This window comes from Burkholderia semiarida, assembly GCF_029268935.1.
GTDB classification, from domain to species: domain Bacteria; phylum Pseudomonadota; class Gammaproteobacteria; order Burkholderiales; family Burkholderiaceae; genus Burkholderia; species Burkholderia semiarida.
Window position 1 is genome coordinate 1 of sequence record NZ_JAHLCL010000003.1, and the last position, 13,965, is coordinate 13,965.

The window sequence follows — 13,965 nt, forward strand, 5'->3', positions numbered from 1 at the left end:
GGCACGAACACCGCCGACAGCACGAGCGCCACGCCGACGAGTGCGCCGGTGATCTGCCCCATCGCCTTGCGGGTCGCCTCCTTCGGCGACAGCCCCTCCTCCGCCATCACGCGCTCGACGTTCTCGACCACCACGATCGCGTCGTCGACCAGCAGGCCGATCGCGAGCACGAGACCGAACATCGACAGCGTGTTGATCGAGAAGCCGACCATCGACATGATCGCGAACGTGCCGAGCAGCACGACCGGCACCGCGATCGTCGGGATGATCGTCGCCCGCAGGTTCTGCAGGAACAGATACATCACGAGGAACACGAGCACGATACCTTCGAGCAGCGTCTTGACCACTTCCTCGATCGACAGCTTCACGAACGGCGTCGTGTCGTACGGATACTTCACGACGAGGCCGTGCGGGAAGAACGGTGCGAGCTCGTCGATCTTCGCGCGCACGGCCTTCGCGGTCGCGAGCGCGTTCGCGTTGGTCGCGAGCTGGATACCGAGTGCCGCGGTCGGCTGACCGTTGTACTTCGTGTCGAAGTTGTAGTTTTCGCCGCCGAGGCCGATCTGCGCGACGTCCTTCAGGCGAACCTGCGAGCCGTCCTGGTTGACCTTCAGCAGGATGTTGCCGAACTGCTCGGGCGTCTGCAGCAGCGTCGATTCGGTGATCGTCGCCTGCAGCACGGTGCCCGGCTTCGCCGGCGTGCCGCCGATCTGCCCGCCCGCGATCTGCACGTTCTGCGCGGTGATCGCCGAGCTGACGTCGACCGGCGTGAGGCCGTAGTTGGTCAGGCGGTTCGGGTCGAGCCAGATCCGCATCGCGTACTGCGAGCCGAACAGCGTGACGGTACCGACGCCGTTCAGCCGGCTGATCGGATCCTTCACGTGCGACGCCACGAAGTTCGCGAGGTCGTACTTGTTCATGCTGCCGTCTTCGGAGTTGAAGGCGAGCACCAGCAGGAAGCTGCTGCTCGACTTCGTGACCGACAGACCGAGCTGCTGCACGACCTGCGGCAGAACCGGCGTCGCGAGCGACAGCTTGTTCTGCACCTGTACCTGCGCGATGTCGGCGTTGGTGCCCGGCGCGAAGGTCAGCGTGATCGTTGCGTTGCCCGAGTCGTCACTCGTCGACGACATGTACAGGAAGTTGTCGAGACCGCTCATCTGCTGCTCGATCACCTGCGTCACCGTGTCTTCCACCGTCTTCGCGGAAGCGCCCGGGTAGTTCGCGGTAATCTGGATCGATGGCGGCGCGATCGTCGGATACTGCGAGATCGGCAGCGTGAAGATCGCCGCAACCCCGGCCAGCATCAGGATGATGGCGATCACCCACGCGAAGATCGGGCGATCGATAAAAAACTTTGCCATGAAACAGGCTCCCTGTTATTGCGCGCTCGAAGCAGCGGCAGCACTCGCCGGCGCGGCGCCCGATGCGGCGGCACCGGAAGCGGCGGCGGCGCCGGACCCGGCAGCGGCCGGCGCGGCGGGGGCAGCGGCGCCCGAGGCGGCATCGGCCGCCGGCGCGAGCTGCGCGGGGACCGTCTTCACGGTCGCGCCCGGGCGCACCTTGTCGACGCCCTGCACGATCACGTGATCGCCCGCCTGCAGACCGCCTTCCACGATCCAGTTCTGGCCTTGCATGCCGGTCGTCTTCAGCGGACGCGGCTCGACCTTGTTGCTGGCGTTCACGACCATCGCGATCGCCTGCCCCTTCTGGTCGTGCGTGACGCCGATCTGCGGCACCAGGAACGCGTTCTCGTTCACACCTTCCTCGATCCGTGCGCGCACGAACATCCCCGGCAGCAGCACGCGGCCCGGGTTCGGGAACACCGCGCGGATCGTCACCGAGCCGGTGGTCTGGTCGACCGTCACGTCCGAGAACTGCAGCTTGCCCGGCTCCGAGTAGGTCTTGCCGTCTTCCAGGATCAGCGACACCTTCGCCGCGCCCGGGCCGCTCGTCTTCAGACGGCCGCTCTGCACGTCCTGGCGCAGCTTCAGCCCTTCGAGGCTCGACTGCGTGAGGTCGACGTACACCGGATCGAGCTGCTGCACCGTCGACATCAGCGTCGCCTGGCTCGCCTGCACGTAGGCGCCCGGCGTGACCTGCGAGATGCCGACGCGGCCGCTGATCGGCGACACGACATCCGTATAGCCGAGGTTGATCTGCGCGGTGTCGACCGCCGCCTTGCCGGCCGCGACGTCCGCCGCGGCCTGGCCTTGCGTGGCCACCGCGTTGTCGTAGTCCTGCTTGCTGACCGCGTTCGCGGCGACCAGCACCTTGTAGCGCGCGACCAGCGCGTTCTGCGTGACGAGGTTCGCCTGCGCCTTCGCAAGCGTCGCCTTCGCGCTGTTCAGCGCCGCGATGTACGGCGCCGGATCGATCTTGTAGAGGCGCTGACCGGCCTTGACGTCGGTGCCTTCGGTGAATTCACGGCGCAGCACGATGCCGTCGACCCGTGCACGCACTTGCGCGACGAGGAATGCGCTGGTGCGGCCCGGCAGGTCGGTGAAGACCGGTACGGCTTGCGGCTGGACGGTGACGACGCCGACTTCCGGCGTTTGCGGCGGCGGTGCCGATTCTTTTTTTCCGCAGGCAGCCAGGAAAACCGCGGCTGCCGCGACAGTGATCAAGCGGTATGGAACCCGTTCGACGCGCATGGAGCGACCTCTGTGTGTAACCAATGGAATAAGTGCGGCACCCGGCGGGAGCGCAACACGGATGCGCCTCGCGGCGCAGATCGAACACCGAATTACTGGACTGCTGGATACAGCACGTCGGCACGAGACCTCCGTGCCGACGGGGATGCCGCGAACTGCGGACTGATACTAGGGCGGGAATCAGCAGAGTGGGATATTAACTGATTGCCACTTGGGTCATTCGATCGTAGGGTGGTATTGTATATACATTCACGAATGTATGTAAAAAGCCCGTTCGTGCTCCGCCGGCTGTTCAGTCTTACGGATTGTTACCAACCGCCAGCATAGCCCGTCCGCATGACGGCGACGAGGGGTTGCGGACCCTATATTCATCCACGATCGATCCAATCAGGCCTGCACATGGTCAGACGTACCAAGGAGGAGGCGCTCGAGACGCGCAATCGCATTCTCGACGCCGCCGAACACGTGTTCTTCGAAAAAGGCGTGTCGCACACGTCGCTCGCGGACATCGCCCAGCACGCCGGCGTGACGCGCGGCGCGATCTACTGGCATTTCGCGAACAAGAGCGAACTGTTCGATGCGATGTTCGACCGCGTGTTCCTGCCGATCGACGAATTGAAGCGGATACCGCTCGACGCGCCGGGCGGCAATCCGCTGGAGAAGGTGCGCCAGATCCTGATCTGGTGCCTGCTCGGCGTGCAGCGCGACGCACAGCTGCGGCGCGTGTTCAGCATCCTGTTCATGAAGTGCGAGTACGTCGCGGACATGGAGCCGCTGCTGCAGCGCAACCGCGCGGGGATGAGCGAGGCGCTGCACATGATCGACGCCGATCTCGCGGCGGCCGTGGGGCTCAAGCTGCTGCCCGAGCGGCTCGATACGTGGCGTGCGGCGCTGATGCTGCACACGCTCGTCAGCGGCTTCGTGCGCGACATGCTGATGCTGCCCGACGAGATCGACGCCGAGCAGCATGCGGAAAAGCTCGTCGACGGCTGCTTCGACATGCTGCGCTACAGCCCGGCGATGCTGAAGGACGGCGACTGACCGGGCGGCGCATCGCGCGCCGCGTCGCCGTACCGGGTCAGGCTGCCTTCGCGCGCCGCGCGCGGGCCCGCCGGTTCGACGCGGCCACCGAATCGCGCGCCGGCATCGCCGCGCCGGCCAGCCCCGCGATCCACGTGTCGGTCGACATCACCGCCGCGAAATTCGACTGGAACACCACCCCGTACGCGCGGTGAATCTCTTCGGCGCTCGCCGCGCCCGCTTCGTTCTCGTAAGGCAGCGCGCCCGTCGCGTCGTTCAGGTACTCGACCTTCAGCCCCGCATGCGCCGCGTGATAGACGGTCGACGCATTGCAGTTGTGCGTCATGTAGCCGGCCACCGCGAGCGTGTCGATCCCGTGCGCGTCGAGCCACGCGGCGAGATCGGTGCCGGCGAACGCGCTCGCCTGCGCCTTCTCGATCCGATGCGCGTACGGCCGGCTGGCCACCACCGCGTGCAGCGCGACGCCGTCGGTGCCTGGCGCGAAGATCGGCGCGCCGGCCGGCGCGACGTGCTGAACCACGATCACCGGCACGCCGGCCGCGTGCGCGGCGTCGATCGCGCGGCCGATGTTCGCCAGCGACACGTCGAGCGGCGGATATTCGATCGGCAGGTTGCCCGTCACGTATTCGTTCTGCACGTCGATCACGATCAGTGCGCGGCGGGCAGCGGGACGGGAAGCGGAATGCGGGGCCGTGTTCGACATGGCGATCTCCTGGTCGGGGAGGCGCTGCCCCGCCCCGGAGCGGGGCGGCCAGCAGTGCGATGCGATGCATTGTCGGCGCGCGCGACCCGGGCTGATAGTGGCCCGATAGCCATTCTTCGATAGAATCGGGCCATCACCTTCCCGGAACCGCGCCATGCTCGCCGCCGCGTCGCCCGTCAGCTCCATTCCGACCGTCGTCGCGGTGATCGCGTACGACGGCATCAGCCCGTTCCACCTGTCGGTGCCGTCGGTCGTGTTCGGCCAGGCACGCGACGCGGCCGTGTCGCCCGCGTTCGAGTTCCGCGTCTGCTCGGTCGAGCGCGGCCCGCTCGCGACGACGGGCGGCTTCACGATCACCGCGCCGTACGGGCTCGACGCGCTCGACGATGCGGACATCGTCATCGTGCCTTCGTGGCGCGACCCGGACGAAACGCCGCCCGACGCGCTGCTCGATGCGGTCCGCGCGGTCGCCGCGCGCGGCGTGGAACTCGTCGGCCTGTGCCTCGGCGCCTACGTGCTCGCCGCGGCCGGCCTGCTCGACGGTCGCCCGGCCACCACGCACTGGGCGTGGGCCGACGATTTCGCGCAGCGCTTTCCCCGCGTGAAGCTCGATCCGGACGTGCTGTACGTGGACGACGGCAACCTGATGACGTCGGCCGGCACCGCGGCAGGCCTCGACTGCTGTCTGCACGTCGTGCGGCGGCGCTTCGGCTCGGACGCCGCGAACCGCATCGCGCGCCGCCTCGTGATCCCGCCGCACCGTCAGGGCGGGCAGGCCCAGTACGTGCCGCAGCCGGTCGCCGCGCACCCGCGCGACGCGCGGCTCGCGGGGCTGCTCGACTGGGTACGCGGCCATCTCGACGCCGCGCACAGCGTCGATTCGCTCGCCGAACGCGTGCTGATGAGCCGGCGCACGTTCACGCGCCACTTCCGCCAGGCGACCGGCACGACCGTCACCGCGTGGCTGCAGGCCGAGCGGCTCGCACGTGCGCGGCTTCTGCTCGAAACCACCGGCCAATCGATCGACGCGATCGCGCAGGCGGCCGGCTACGGCTCGAGCGTGTCGCTGCGCCAGCATTTCACGGGCGCGCTCGGCACGTCGCCGTCTGCGTATCGGAGGGAATTTCGCGGCGCCGGAGCCGGTGCCGACGGGAGACGGTGACACCCGCCGCGCGGGCGCAGCGCGGGCCGTGACGCGGAACCGGGCGGCCGATCGGCCGCTCAGCCGCCGTTGAACCAGCGCGCCGCGTAAAGCAGGAGCGCGACGAACACGATCATCGCCGCCCAGGCCCACACGGGCACCGTGCCGGAATCGCGATGCCGGAGCGCGCTCGCCGCCCGCCCGCTCAGCGCGCCGCCGAGATGCGGCGGCAGCGAACGCTTCGTCGCGGCCATCAGCGATGCCGGCCGCAGGAACACATGCTGGCGCCGCTGCGCAGAAGCGCTCGCGCGATTCGGCGCGAGGCCGTGCTTCGCCTGCACGACCGCGCTGAACTCGCGGAAGAACGTGTCGGTCCATTCCCGCAGCGCATTGTCGATCTGCCGCCCCGGCAATTCGGCGAGCGGCCCGCTCGCGGTGGCCCAGACCACGTACTCGATCCGCGTGGCGGTCGCATCGTCATCCGGCATCAGCACGAGTTCGACCTGGCCGCGCAGCGCGCCGAGGCCGTCGGCCCGCGCCTTGAAGTTGAGCACGCGGCGCGGCTGCCCTTGCGCGTCGCCCTGCTCGGCGGCCGCGTGCGCGCGCACGTCGTAGCGGGCGCGCAGCGGGCCGAGCGGCACCGTGATCGTCAGCGCGAACTCGCCGTGCGCGAGTTTCACGAACGATTCGCAATGATCGAAGCTCGCGCGCAGCAGTGCGAGATCCTCCAGCGCGTCCCGCACGACAGGCGGCGCGAGCGGTACGCGTAACGTGTCGTTCAGTTCCATGTCGCCTCCCCGATGAACGCGCGCCGCATCAGGACGTCTCGACGAGACTGTCGACCCGTGCGACATCGAAGGCGACGTAGAGCGCGAGCACGGCCGCCGCCTCCTTCGGCTGTTCGTAACTCCATGCGGCGTTCTCGATCACGCCGTCTTCCGTCTGCAAGTCGAAATGCACGGCCTGCCCCCTGAACGGGCAGGCCGACGTGACGCCCGATTTCACGAGCCGGCGCATGTTGACGTCGCCGCGCGGCAGGTAATGGATGTCCGGAAGCCCCGCCTCACGGACCGTCAGCGCACCGTGCGAATCGGCATAGGTGATGCCGCGATGGATCACGCGCACGCGATGACGGTTCGGCACGATTTCGAGTCGAGGGTCGGCTGCATCGGACATCGTCTCTCCTTCGGGCGGCAGTCAGGCCGGGGCAGGAAACGAAAAAGCCACGGCACGCATGCCGTGGCTTTCATTATGGGCGAAACTTCGTCCGATTGCGCGACCGGGATCGCGGCCGCGTGCGGCGGGCTACTGCGCACTCCACTGGAACGCGGCTTTCGCGCCGCCCTTCGCGCCTACCGTGACGGCGCGCGATTCGTCGCTACCCTGGTACGACGCGTGCACCGTGTAGCGCCCAGGCGGCACCTTCACGAGCATGTAGGGCCCACGCGCATCGGTTTTTAGCACTTCGGCGCCCTTGCCGTCGACGATCCGGACATGGACGTCGGCCAGGAACTCGCCGCCCTTGCCGGTGAAGCGCAGCGCGAGCGGCCACTGCGCCTCGCTGCGCTGGAACGCCGTCGATTCGTCCAGCCCGACGCCGCCGGACACGAAGGTGACGTCGCCCTGCTGGCGCGCGGCGGGCAAGCCGTCCGACTGCGCGTACGCGCCGGTCGCGCCGGCTGCGAGGCCGGCGGCCAGCGCCGCGGCGACGGCAAATCGGGACACGTTGCGTAGATTTTGCATGGCTCTCTCCTTGGGGTCGGAACACATACTGGGCGCAGCGTCACGCGATCGCACGGCGGCGGCGCCCGCCGCAGCCGGGCTGGCCGGCCGCGGCCGCTGCCGGTCAGCTCAGGTCGACCGGCACGAAGATCTGTGCATTATCGCGCTGGATCAGCAGAGCAAGACTGTTGCCCGCGCCCTTCACCGCGTCACGCAACTGCTCGGGGCTCGTGACCGGGCGGCCGTTCACCGCGAGGATCACGTCGCCAGGCTGGATGCCCGCGTTCGCGGCCGGCCCGCCGGCCTGCTGCACGATCAGCCCGTGCGACAGGTTGTCCGCGCTGCGCTCCTGCGGCGACAGCGGACGCACCGCGACACCCAGGCGGCCCTGCTCGACCGGCCCGCCGTCGTTCGATGCGAGCTTCGCATCGGCCATCGCGCCGAGCGTCACGCTGATCGACTTCTTCGACTTGTCGCGCCAGATCTGCAGGTCGGCCTTCGAACCCGGCTTCAGGTTCGCGATCTGCGCGGGCAGCGACGTCGAATCGGCGACCGGCGAACCGTTGACCGACAGGATCACGTCGCCCGGCTGCAGGCCGGCCTTCGCGGCCGGGCCGTTGGCGTCGACCGAGCTGACGAGCGCGCCGTCCGGCTTCTGCAGCCCGAACGAGCTCGCGAGCGTCTGGTTCAGCCCCTGCACGGCGACGCCGAGACGGCCGCGGCTCACGTGGCCCGTCTTCACGAGCTCGTCCTTCACCTTGATCGCCTCGTTGATCGGAATCGCGAACGACAGGCCCTGGAAGCCGCCCGTCTGCGAGTAGATCATCGAGTTGATGCCGATCACCTCGCCCTGCAGGTTGAACAGCGGGCCGCCCGAGTTGCCGGGGTTCACCGGCACGTCGGTCTGGATGAACGGCGTGTAGTTCTCGTCGGGCAGCGCGCGCGACTTCGCGCTGATGATGCCCGACGTGACCGTGTTGTCGAAGCCGTACGGCGAGCCGATCGCGACGACCCACTGGCCGACCTTGCTCTGCGCCGGGTCGCCGATCTTCACGGTCGGCAAGCCGCTCGCGTCGATCTTCAGCACGGCGACGTCGGACTGCTTGTCGGCGCCGACGACCTTCGCCTTGTATTCGCGCTTGTCGGTCAGCTTGACCGTGACGACGTTCGCGCCGTCGATCACGTGCGCGTTGGTCAGGATGTATCCGTCGGAACTGACGATGAAGCCCGACCCGAGGCTCGCGCTCGGCTGGTCGTCCGGCTGCGCGTCGCCGCCCATGCCCGGCACCTGGCCGTAGAAGTGCTTGAAGAACTGGTAGAACGGGTCGCTCGGATCGATCGGCAGCTGCGGCTGCGGCGCGCGCCGCGCGACCTGCTTCACGACATGCTTCGCGCTGATGTTCACGACCGCCGGGCCGTAGGTTTCGACGAGCCCGGAGAAATCGGGGATGCCGGTCTTGGCGGCGGCTTCGGCCGGCATCATGGCGGCCTGCGCGGGCGTGATGATCTGCGGATCGGCGCGGCGGGTGCCGGCGAAATAGCCTGCCGACAGGGCGGCCGCCACGGCGACCGCGACGGTGCCGCGCGCAAGGAATCGGGTGTTCATCGTAGGACCTCCTCGTTGTTAGGACGCAGCGTAACGACCCTGACTTAAAGGAGGCTTAATCAGCCTTAAGCGAGGCTTAAGCGGCTGCCGCGCGGCTACCGGCGGCCGGGCTCGCCCTTCAGGCGGATTCGGAAGGCTGCGGCGCCTGGGTCGACATCTCGGCGTCGCGGAACACGACGCTGACGAGCAGGCCGCCCGCGGCCGCATCGCCGAGCGACACCGTCGCGCCCTGCTGCGCCGCCACGCGCTTGACGATCGCGAGCCCGAGCCCGCTGCCCGACACGTCGGTGCGTGCCCGCGCCGTGCTGTCGCGATAGAAGCGGTCGAACACGCGCTCGCGCTCGTCGGCCGGAATGCCCGGCCCGCTGTCGGCGATCTGCACGCACGCGCGGCCGGCCGCGTCGCGCGTCAGCGATACGTCGATGCGGCCGCCGTCCGGCGTGTACTTCACCGCGTTGTCGAGCAGGTTGCCGAACATCACGCGCAGCGCGCCGACGTCCGCGACGACGCTCGCCGCGCACGTTTCCTCGAAGCCGAGATCGATGTCGTGCCGCTGCGCGAGCGGCGCATGCGCGGCCACGCACTCGGTAAGCAGCGCCTGCAGGTCGACCGGCTCGCGCATCGTCGCGCCGTCCGGCTCCGCGCGCGCGAGCGCGAGCAGTTGCTCGGTGAGACGCGTCGCGCGCGACACGCCGTCCTGGAGATCCGCGATCGCCTCGCCGCGCGACGCATCGTCCTTCGCGCGGGCGACGAGCTGCGCCTGGATCTGCACGGCCGCGAGCGGCGTGCGCAACTCGTGCGCGGCGTCGGCGACGAACGCCTTCTGCGTGTCGAGCGCCGCCGACAGCCGCGCGAGCAGCCCGTTCAGCGCCCGCACGAGCGGCTGCACCTCGAGCGGCAGGCGCGCGTCGGGCAGCGGGTCGAGCGCTTCCGGCCGGCGCGCCTCGACCGCGCGCGTCACGCGGCCGAGCGGCGCGAGCCCGCGGCCGACGATCATCCACACGGCCGCGCCGAGGAACGGCAGCAGCACGATCAGCGGCCACAGCGTGCGCAGCGCGACGTTGGCCGCCAGCCGGTTGCGCACCGACAGCGGCTGCGCGAGCTGCACGACGTTGTCGCCGACGATGGCGCCGTACACGCGCCATTCGCCGCGATCGGTGCGCTCGGTCGAAAAGCCGAGCTCCGCGCGCGGCGCGATCGGCGCGCGCGGATGCGAGAAGTACATCAGCACGCCGTTGCGATTCCAGATCTGGATCACGATGCCTTCGTCGCCGTTGGTACGCGAGCCGAACACCTGCGAGAACGGCTCCGACGGCAGCGCCGCGGCGATTTCCTGCAACTGGTAGTCGAACAGTTCGTTCGCCTCGGCGAGCGCCTGCCGGTAAATGAGCCAGCCCGCCATGCCCACGCCCGCGACGACGATCGCGAGCAGCCAGATCAGCAATTGATGACGAATCGACCGCACGCGTCAGCTTTCCTTGACGACCATGTAGCCGAGCCCGCGCACGTTGCGGATCAGGTCCGAGCCGAGCTTCTTGCGCAGCGCGTGGATATAGACCTCGACCGTGTTGCTGCCGATCTCCTCGCCCCAGCCGTACATCTTCTCCTCGAGCTGGCTCTTCGACAGCACCGCGCCCGGCCGCGCGAGCAGCGCCTCGAGCAGCGCGAACTCGCGCGCCGACAGCGCGACGGGCGCGCCGTCGAGCGTCACCTGATGCGCAGCCGGATCGAGGGTCAGCGCGCCGTGGCGGATCAGCGACTCGCTGCGCCCGGCCTGACGGCGGATCAGCGCGCGCATCCGCGCGCCCAGCTCGTCGAGGTCGAACGGCTTGACGAGATAGTCGTCGGCGCCGGCGTCGAGCCCCTTCACGCGATCGGCGACCGCATCGCGCGCGGTGACGATCAGCACCGGCAGCGCCAGCCCGCGCCCGCGCAGCGTGCGCAGCACGTCGATGCCGTCGCGCTTCGGCAGGCCGAGATCGAGCAGCAGCAGGTCGTACGTCTCGCCGCCGAGCGCCGTGAGCGCCGCGTCGCCGTCCTGCACCCAGTCGACCGCAAAGCCGTCCGAGCGCAGCGCCTTGCGCACGCCCTCGGCAATCATTCGATCATCTTCGACAAGCAGAATCCGCATCGCGACAGGCATCCATGGGGCGAATCAAACACGGCGACCATTGTAGCGCCGCGAATCGCGTGCGCGGCACCGTGCAATGCAACAGTAAGGCGGATTGCAAGGGACCTGCCCCGACTTGTCTCTACAATGTGCGCTTCGGCGCCCGCGCGCGCCCTGCCCGAGCCCCTGCTTTTCCCGTATTCGCCCATGCCGATTTCCGATCTTTCCGCCCGGTTCGCCCCGCGCGCCCGCGTCTGCCTGCGCGCGGCCGCCGTCGTCGCCACCTGCACGGCCCTCGCGTTCGCGCCGTCCGCGCAGGCCCGCAAGAAATCCCACAAGGAAGCGCGCAAGACCGCCGTCGTGTCGCCCGCCGCACGCGCGGCCGGGCTGCCTGCGTCCGTGCTCGTCGCGCTGCAGCGCGCGAAGGTGCCGGCGTCGGCGATGAGCGTCGTGGTGGAGCGCGTCGGCGATCCGCAACCGCTGGTCGCGTGGAATGCGAGCCGGCCGATGATGCCGGCCTCGACGATGAAGCTCGTGACGACCTTCTCGGGCCTGTCGATCCTCGGCCCCGACTACCGGTGGCGCACCACCGCGTACACGGACGGCACGGTCGATCCCGACGGCACGCTGCAGGGCAACCTGTACATCAAGGGCACCGGCGATCCGAAGCTCGTGCCCGAGGAGCTGATCGACCTCGTCGACAAGCTGCGCAAGGCCGGCGTGAAGCGCGTGGCTGGCGGCCTCGTGCTCGACAAGAGCTATTTCGCGGCGTCGACGCGCGACCTGCCGTCGTTCGACGACGATGCCAGCGCGCCGTACAACGTCGGCCCCGATCCGCTGCTGTACGCGTTCAAGGCCGTGTCGTTCACGGTCACGCCGGGCGACGACGGCAAGGTCGCCGTCGACGTGCTGCCGCCGCTCGCCGACCTGTCGATCGACAACCGGCTCGTCGAAGGCGCCGGCTCGTGCAGCGCGGCCGCCGCGGCCGCGCGCCCGACGCTGACGGCTGGCGGCGGGATCATGACCGCGTCGTTCGCCGGCGACTACCCGCTGCGCTGCGGCGCGCACACGACCAACCTCGCGATCCTCGATCACACGACGTTCTTCGCGCGCGGCTTCCTCGCGCTGTGGCAGCAGGACGGCGGCACGATCGCGGGGCCGGTGAGCGAAGGCAAGGTGCCGACCACCGCACGGCCGCTCGCCGTGCATCACGGCCCGGTGCTCGGCAGCATCGTCTACGACATCAACAAGTTCAGCAACAACGTGATGGCGCGCAACCTGTTCCTGACGATCGGGGCGGTCAGCGGCAAGCCGCCCGCGACGCCCGAGCAGTCGAGCCGCGCGATCCAGGCGTTCCTGCAGAAGAACGGCATCGCGATGCCCGACCTCGTGCTCGAGAACGGTTCGGGGCTGTCGCGCGAAGAGCACGTGAGCGCGCTGTCGCTCGCCGCGCTGCTCCAGGCCGCGAACGCGAGCCCGGTCGCGCAGGCGTTCGTCGATTCGCTGCCGATCGCCGGCATCGACGGCACGATGAAGAACCGCCTCACCAACGCGGGCGTGCTCGGCAACGCGCACATCAAGACCGGCACGCTGCGCGACGTGCGCGCGATCGCCGGCTACGTCGCCGGGGCGGACGGGCAGAGCTACGTCGTCGTCAGTTTCATCAACGACGATCACGCGGAAGCCGCGCGCGCCGCGCACGACTCGCTGCTCGAGTGGATCTACGTGGGCGCGCACTGACGATCCGCGCATCGTGCATCGGGCCGTCCCGACAGGGCGGCCCGGGCGACCCACGCCGCGCCCCGCGCGGTTTGAAACGCCCCCGCCACCCTCGCGCGATACCCCGCGCGCGCGCCGTGTCCCGCAAAACGGGGCCGTACCGCCGGGCCCCGTGCAGTACGGATTCCGTAGAAACCCTGTCCTCAGAGGGAACCCTCTACGCTGCCCCCTCGCCTAGCGCGTGGCGATTGCGTAGGCTGTTGGCCTGACGATATCTACAACGGGCCATACGCCCGGCCTCAAGGCTTGCAGGGGAACGAAGGAGACACGCCCATGCGATTCGACGTCGAATTGCTTCTGCTCGCGCTGGCGCCCGTCTTCCTGCTCTGCATCGCGTGGGAGGCCTGGCACCTCGCCCGCACCCGTGCGCAGGACCGCATCTATGCATGGCGCGACACGCTGTGCAACGCGGCGCTCGCGCTGATGCACCAGGCCGCCGACAAGCTCGCGTGGCTGTTCGTGATTCCCGTCTATGCGTACTGCTACCGGCACTATCGCGTCCACACGTGGCACGACGGCTGGCTGTCGTTCGCGGTGCTGTTCGTCGCGCAGGACTTCCTCTACTACGTGTTTCATCGCGCGAGCCATCGCGTGCGCTGGCTGTGGGCCGCGCACGTCGTGCACCACTCGTCCGAACGGATGAACTTCTCGACCGCCTTCCGCCAGAGCCTGATGTATCCGGTCGCGGGCATGTGGCTGTTCTGGCTGCCGCTCGCGTTCGCCGGCTTTCCGCCGCAACAGGTCGTCGGCATCGTGCTGATCAACCTCGCGTTCCAGTTCTTCGTGCACACGCAGGCGATCGGCAAGCTCGGCTGGCTCGAATACGTGCTGAACACGCCGTCGATCCACCGCGCGCACCACGCGCGCAATCCCCGCTACATCGACCGCAATTACGCAGGCGTCCTGGTGATCTGGGATCGCCTGTTCGGCAGCTATGTCGAGGAAACGCCCGACGATCCGCCGCGGTACGGGATCGTCGAGCGGCTCGGCTCGAACAACCCGTTCGTCGCGACGTTCCACGAGTGGGTGTCGATGGCGTCCGACGCGTGGCGCGTCGGCGGATGGCGCAACAAGCTGCGCGCGATTTTCGGCCCGCCCGAATGGGCGAGCGCTTATCATGCGCAGATTGCCGAGGCCGCGAACCAGGATCCGCGCACCGTGCCGACAGCGGCCGTGCGCGACCGATAAACCGTTTCAGCCAACGGCCGC

The 13,965-nt window shown here is 69.0% G+C and carries 13 protein-coding genes; 4 read left to right on the plus strand and 9 right to left on the minus strand.

Annotation, left to right across the window (positions count from 1 at the left end):
* Together KPB06_RS03730 and KPB06_RS03735 are read right to left on the minus strand one after the other, a co-directional pair.
* On the minus strand, positions 1 to 1,364 hold a 1,364-nt coding region (locus KPB06_RS03730), incomplete at its 3' end, for an efflux RND transporter permease subunit (protein ID WP_275920415.1).
* Positions 1,365 to 1,379: 15 nt separating this feature from the next.
* Positions 1,380 to 2,654: an efflux RND transporter periplasmic adaptor subunit gene (locus tag KPB06_RS03735; RefSeq protein ID WP_059578525.1), complete on the minus strand. Its 1,275-nt coding sequence runs from the start codon at positions 2,652 to 2,654 to the stop codon at positions 1,380 to 1,382.
* A gap of 399 nt (positions 2,655 to 3,053) precedes the next feature.
* On the opposite strand from KPB06_RS03735, the gene KPB06_RS03740 reads away from it, so the two are divergent.
* Entirely contained in the window at positions 3,054 to 3,695 is a 642-nt protein-coding gene (locus KPB06_RS03740) for a TetR family transcriptional regulator (protein ID WP_059578528.1), read from the plus strand.
* Positions 3,696 to 3,732: 37 nt separating this feature from the next.
* On the opposite strand, the gene KPB06_RS03745 is transcribed toward KPB06_RS03740, so the two are convergent.
* The gene (locus KPB06_RS03745) at positions 3,733 to 4,398 is read right to left on the minus strand and encodes a cysteine hydrolase family protein (RefSeq protein WP_059578530.1); all 666 of its coding nucleotides are present in this window, start codon (positions 4,396 to 4,398) and stop codon (positions 3,733 to 3,735) included.
* Positions 4,399 to 4,552: 154 nt separating this feature from the next.
* On the opposite strand from KPB06_RS03745, the gene KPB06_RS03750 reads away from it, so the two are divergent.
* The gene (locus tag KPB06_RS03750; protein ID WP_059578533.1) at positions 4,553 to 5,560 is read left to right on the plus strand and encodes a helix-turn-helix domain-containing protein; all 1,008 of its coding nucleotides are present in this window, start codon (positions 4,553 to 4,555) and stop codon (positions 5,558 to 5,560) included.
* Positions 5,561 to 5,619: 59 nt separating this feature from the next.
* Here the strand turns inward: KPB06_RS03750 and KPB06_RS03755 are convergent, their stop codons facing one another.
* The 6 genes from KPB06_RS03755 to KPB06_RS03780 form a co-directional block, all read right to left on the minus strand.
* A complete protein-coding gene (locus tag KPB06_RS03755) occupies positions 5,620 to 6,327 on the minus strand; it encodes an SRPBCC family protein (protein WP_059578536.1) in 708 nt (235 codons plus the stop codon).
* A gap of 28 nt (positions 6,328 to 6,355) precedes the next feature.
* Entirely contained in the window at positions 6,356 to 6,715 is a 360-nt protein-coding gene (locus KPB06_RS03760) for a DUF427 domain-containing protein (protein WP_059578538.1), read from the minus strand.
* A 129-nt stretch (positions 6,716 to 6,844) separates the two neighbouring features.
* A complete protein-coding gene (locus tag KPB06_RS03765) occupies positions 6,845 to 7,282 on the minus strand; it encodes a carboxypeptidase-like regulatory domain-containing protein (protein ID WP_059578541.1) in 438 nt (145 codons plus the stop codon).
* Positions 7,283 to 7,385: 103 nt separating this feature from the next.
* Positions 7,386 to 8,867: a DegQ family serine endoprotease gene (locus KPB06_RS03770; protein ID WP_059578544.1), complete on the minus strand. Its 1,482-nt coding sequence runs from the start codon at positions 8,865 to 8,867 to the stop codon at positions 7,386 to 7,388.
* A gap of 118 nt (positions 8,868 to 8,985) precedes the next feature.
* Positions 8,986 to 10,332: an ATP-binding protein gene (locus tag KPB06_RS03775; RefSeq protein WP_059578545.1), complete on the minus strand. Its 1,347-nt coding sequence runs from the start codon at positions 10,330 to 10,332 to the stop codon at positions 8,986 to 8,988.
* A 3-nt stretch (positions 10,333 to 10,335) separates the two neighbouring features.
* Positions 10,336 to 10,998, minus strand: a complete 663-nt coding sequence (locus tag KPB06_RS03780; protein WP_050014536.1) for a response regulator — start codon at positions 10,996 to 10,998, stop codon at positions 10,336 to 10,338.
* Between the two features lie 186 nt (positions 10,999 to 11,184).
* On the opposite strand from KPB06_RS03780, the gene dacB reads away from it, so the two are divergent.
* Complete coding sequence (dacB, locus tag KPB06_RS03785) at positions 11,185 to 12,717, plus strand: D-alanyl-D-alanine carboxypeptidase/D-alanyl-D-alanine endopeptidase (RefSeq protein WP_059578548.1); 1,533 nt, start codon at positions 11,185 to 11,187, stop codon at positions 12,715 to 12,717.
* Between the two features lie 312 nt (positions 12,718 to 13,029).
* On the plus strand, positions 13,030 to 13,944 hold the full coding sequence (locus KPB06_RS03790) for a sterol desaturase family protein (protein WP_059578550.1): 915 nt from the start codon (positions 13,030 to 13,032) through the stop codon (positions 13,942 to 13,944).
* Positions 13,945 to 13,965 lie beyond the last annotated feature (21 nt).

Excerpts from the sequence above, each read along its gene's own strand:
- KPB06_RS03740 (WP_059578528.1), top strand. The coding sequence starts at position 3,054 with ATGGTCAGACGTACCAAGGAGGAGGCGCTCGAGACGCGCAATCGCATT.
- KPB06_RS03780 (WP_050014536.1), bottom strand. The coding sequence starts at position 10,998 with ATGCGGATTCTGCTTGTCGAAGATGATCGAATGATTGCCGAGGGCGTG.
- KPB06_RS03755 (WP_059578536.1), bottom strand. The coding sequence starts at position 6,327 with ATGGAACTGAACGACACGTTACGCGTACCGCTCGCGCCGCCTGTCGTG.
- KPB06_RS03770 (WP_059578544.1), bottom strand. The coding sequence starts at position 8,867 with ATGAACACCCGATTCCTTGCGCGCGGCACCGTCGCGGTCGCCGTGGCG.
- KPB06_RS03750 (WP_059578533.1), top strand. The coding sequence starts at position 4,553 with ATGCTCGCCGCCGCGTCGCCCGTCAGCTCCATTCCGACCGTCGTCGCG.
- dacB (WP_059578548.1), top strand. The coding sequence starts at position 11,185 with ATGCCGATTTCCGATCTTTCCGCCCGGTTCGCCCCGCGCGCCCGCGTC.
- KPB06_RS03745 (WP_059578530.1), bottom strand. The coding sequence starts at position 4,398 with ATGTCGAACACGGCCCCGCATTCCGCTTCCCGTCCCGCTGCCCGCCGC.
- KPB06_RS03760 (WP_059578538.1), bottom strand. The coding sequence starts at position 6,715 with ATGTCCGATGCAGCCGACCCTCGACTCGAAATCGTGCCGAACCGTCAT.
- KPB06_RS03735 (WP_059578525.1), bottom strand. The coding sequence starts at position 2,654 with ATGCGCGTCGAACGGGTTCCATACCGCTTGATCACTGTCGCGGCAGCC.
- KPB06_RS03765 (WP_059578541.1), bottom strand. The coding sequence starts at position 7,282 with ATGCAAAATCTACGCAACGTGTCCCGATTTGCCGTCGCCGCGGCGCTG.
- KPB06_RS03790 (WP_059578550.1), top strand. The coding sequence starts at position 13,030 with ATGCGATTCGACGTCGAATTGCTTCTGCTCGCGCTGGCGCCCGTCTTC.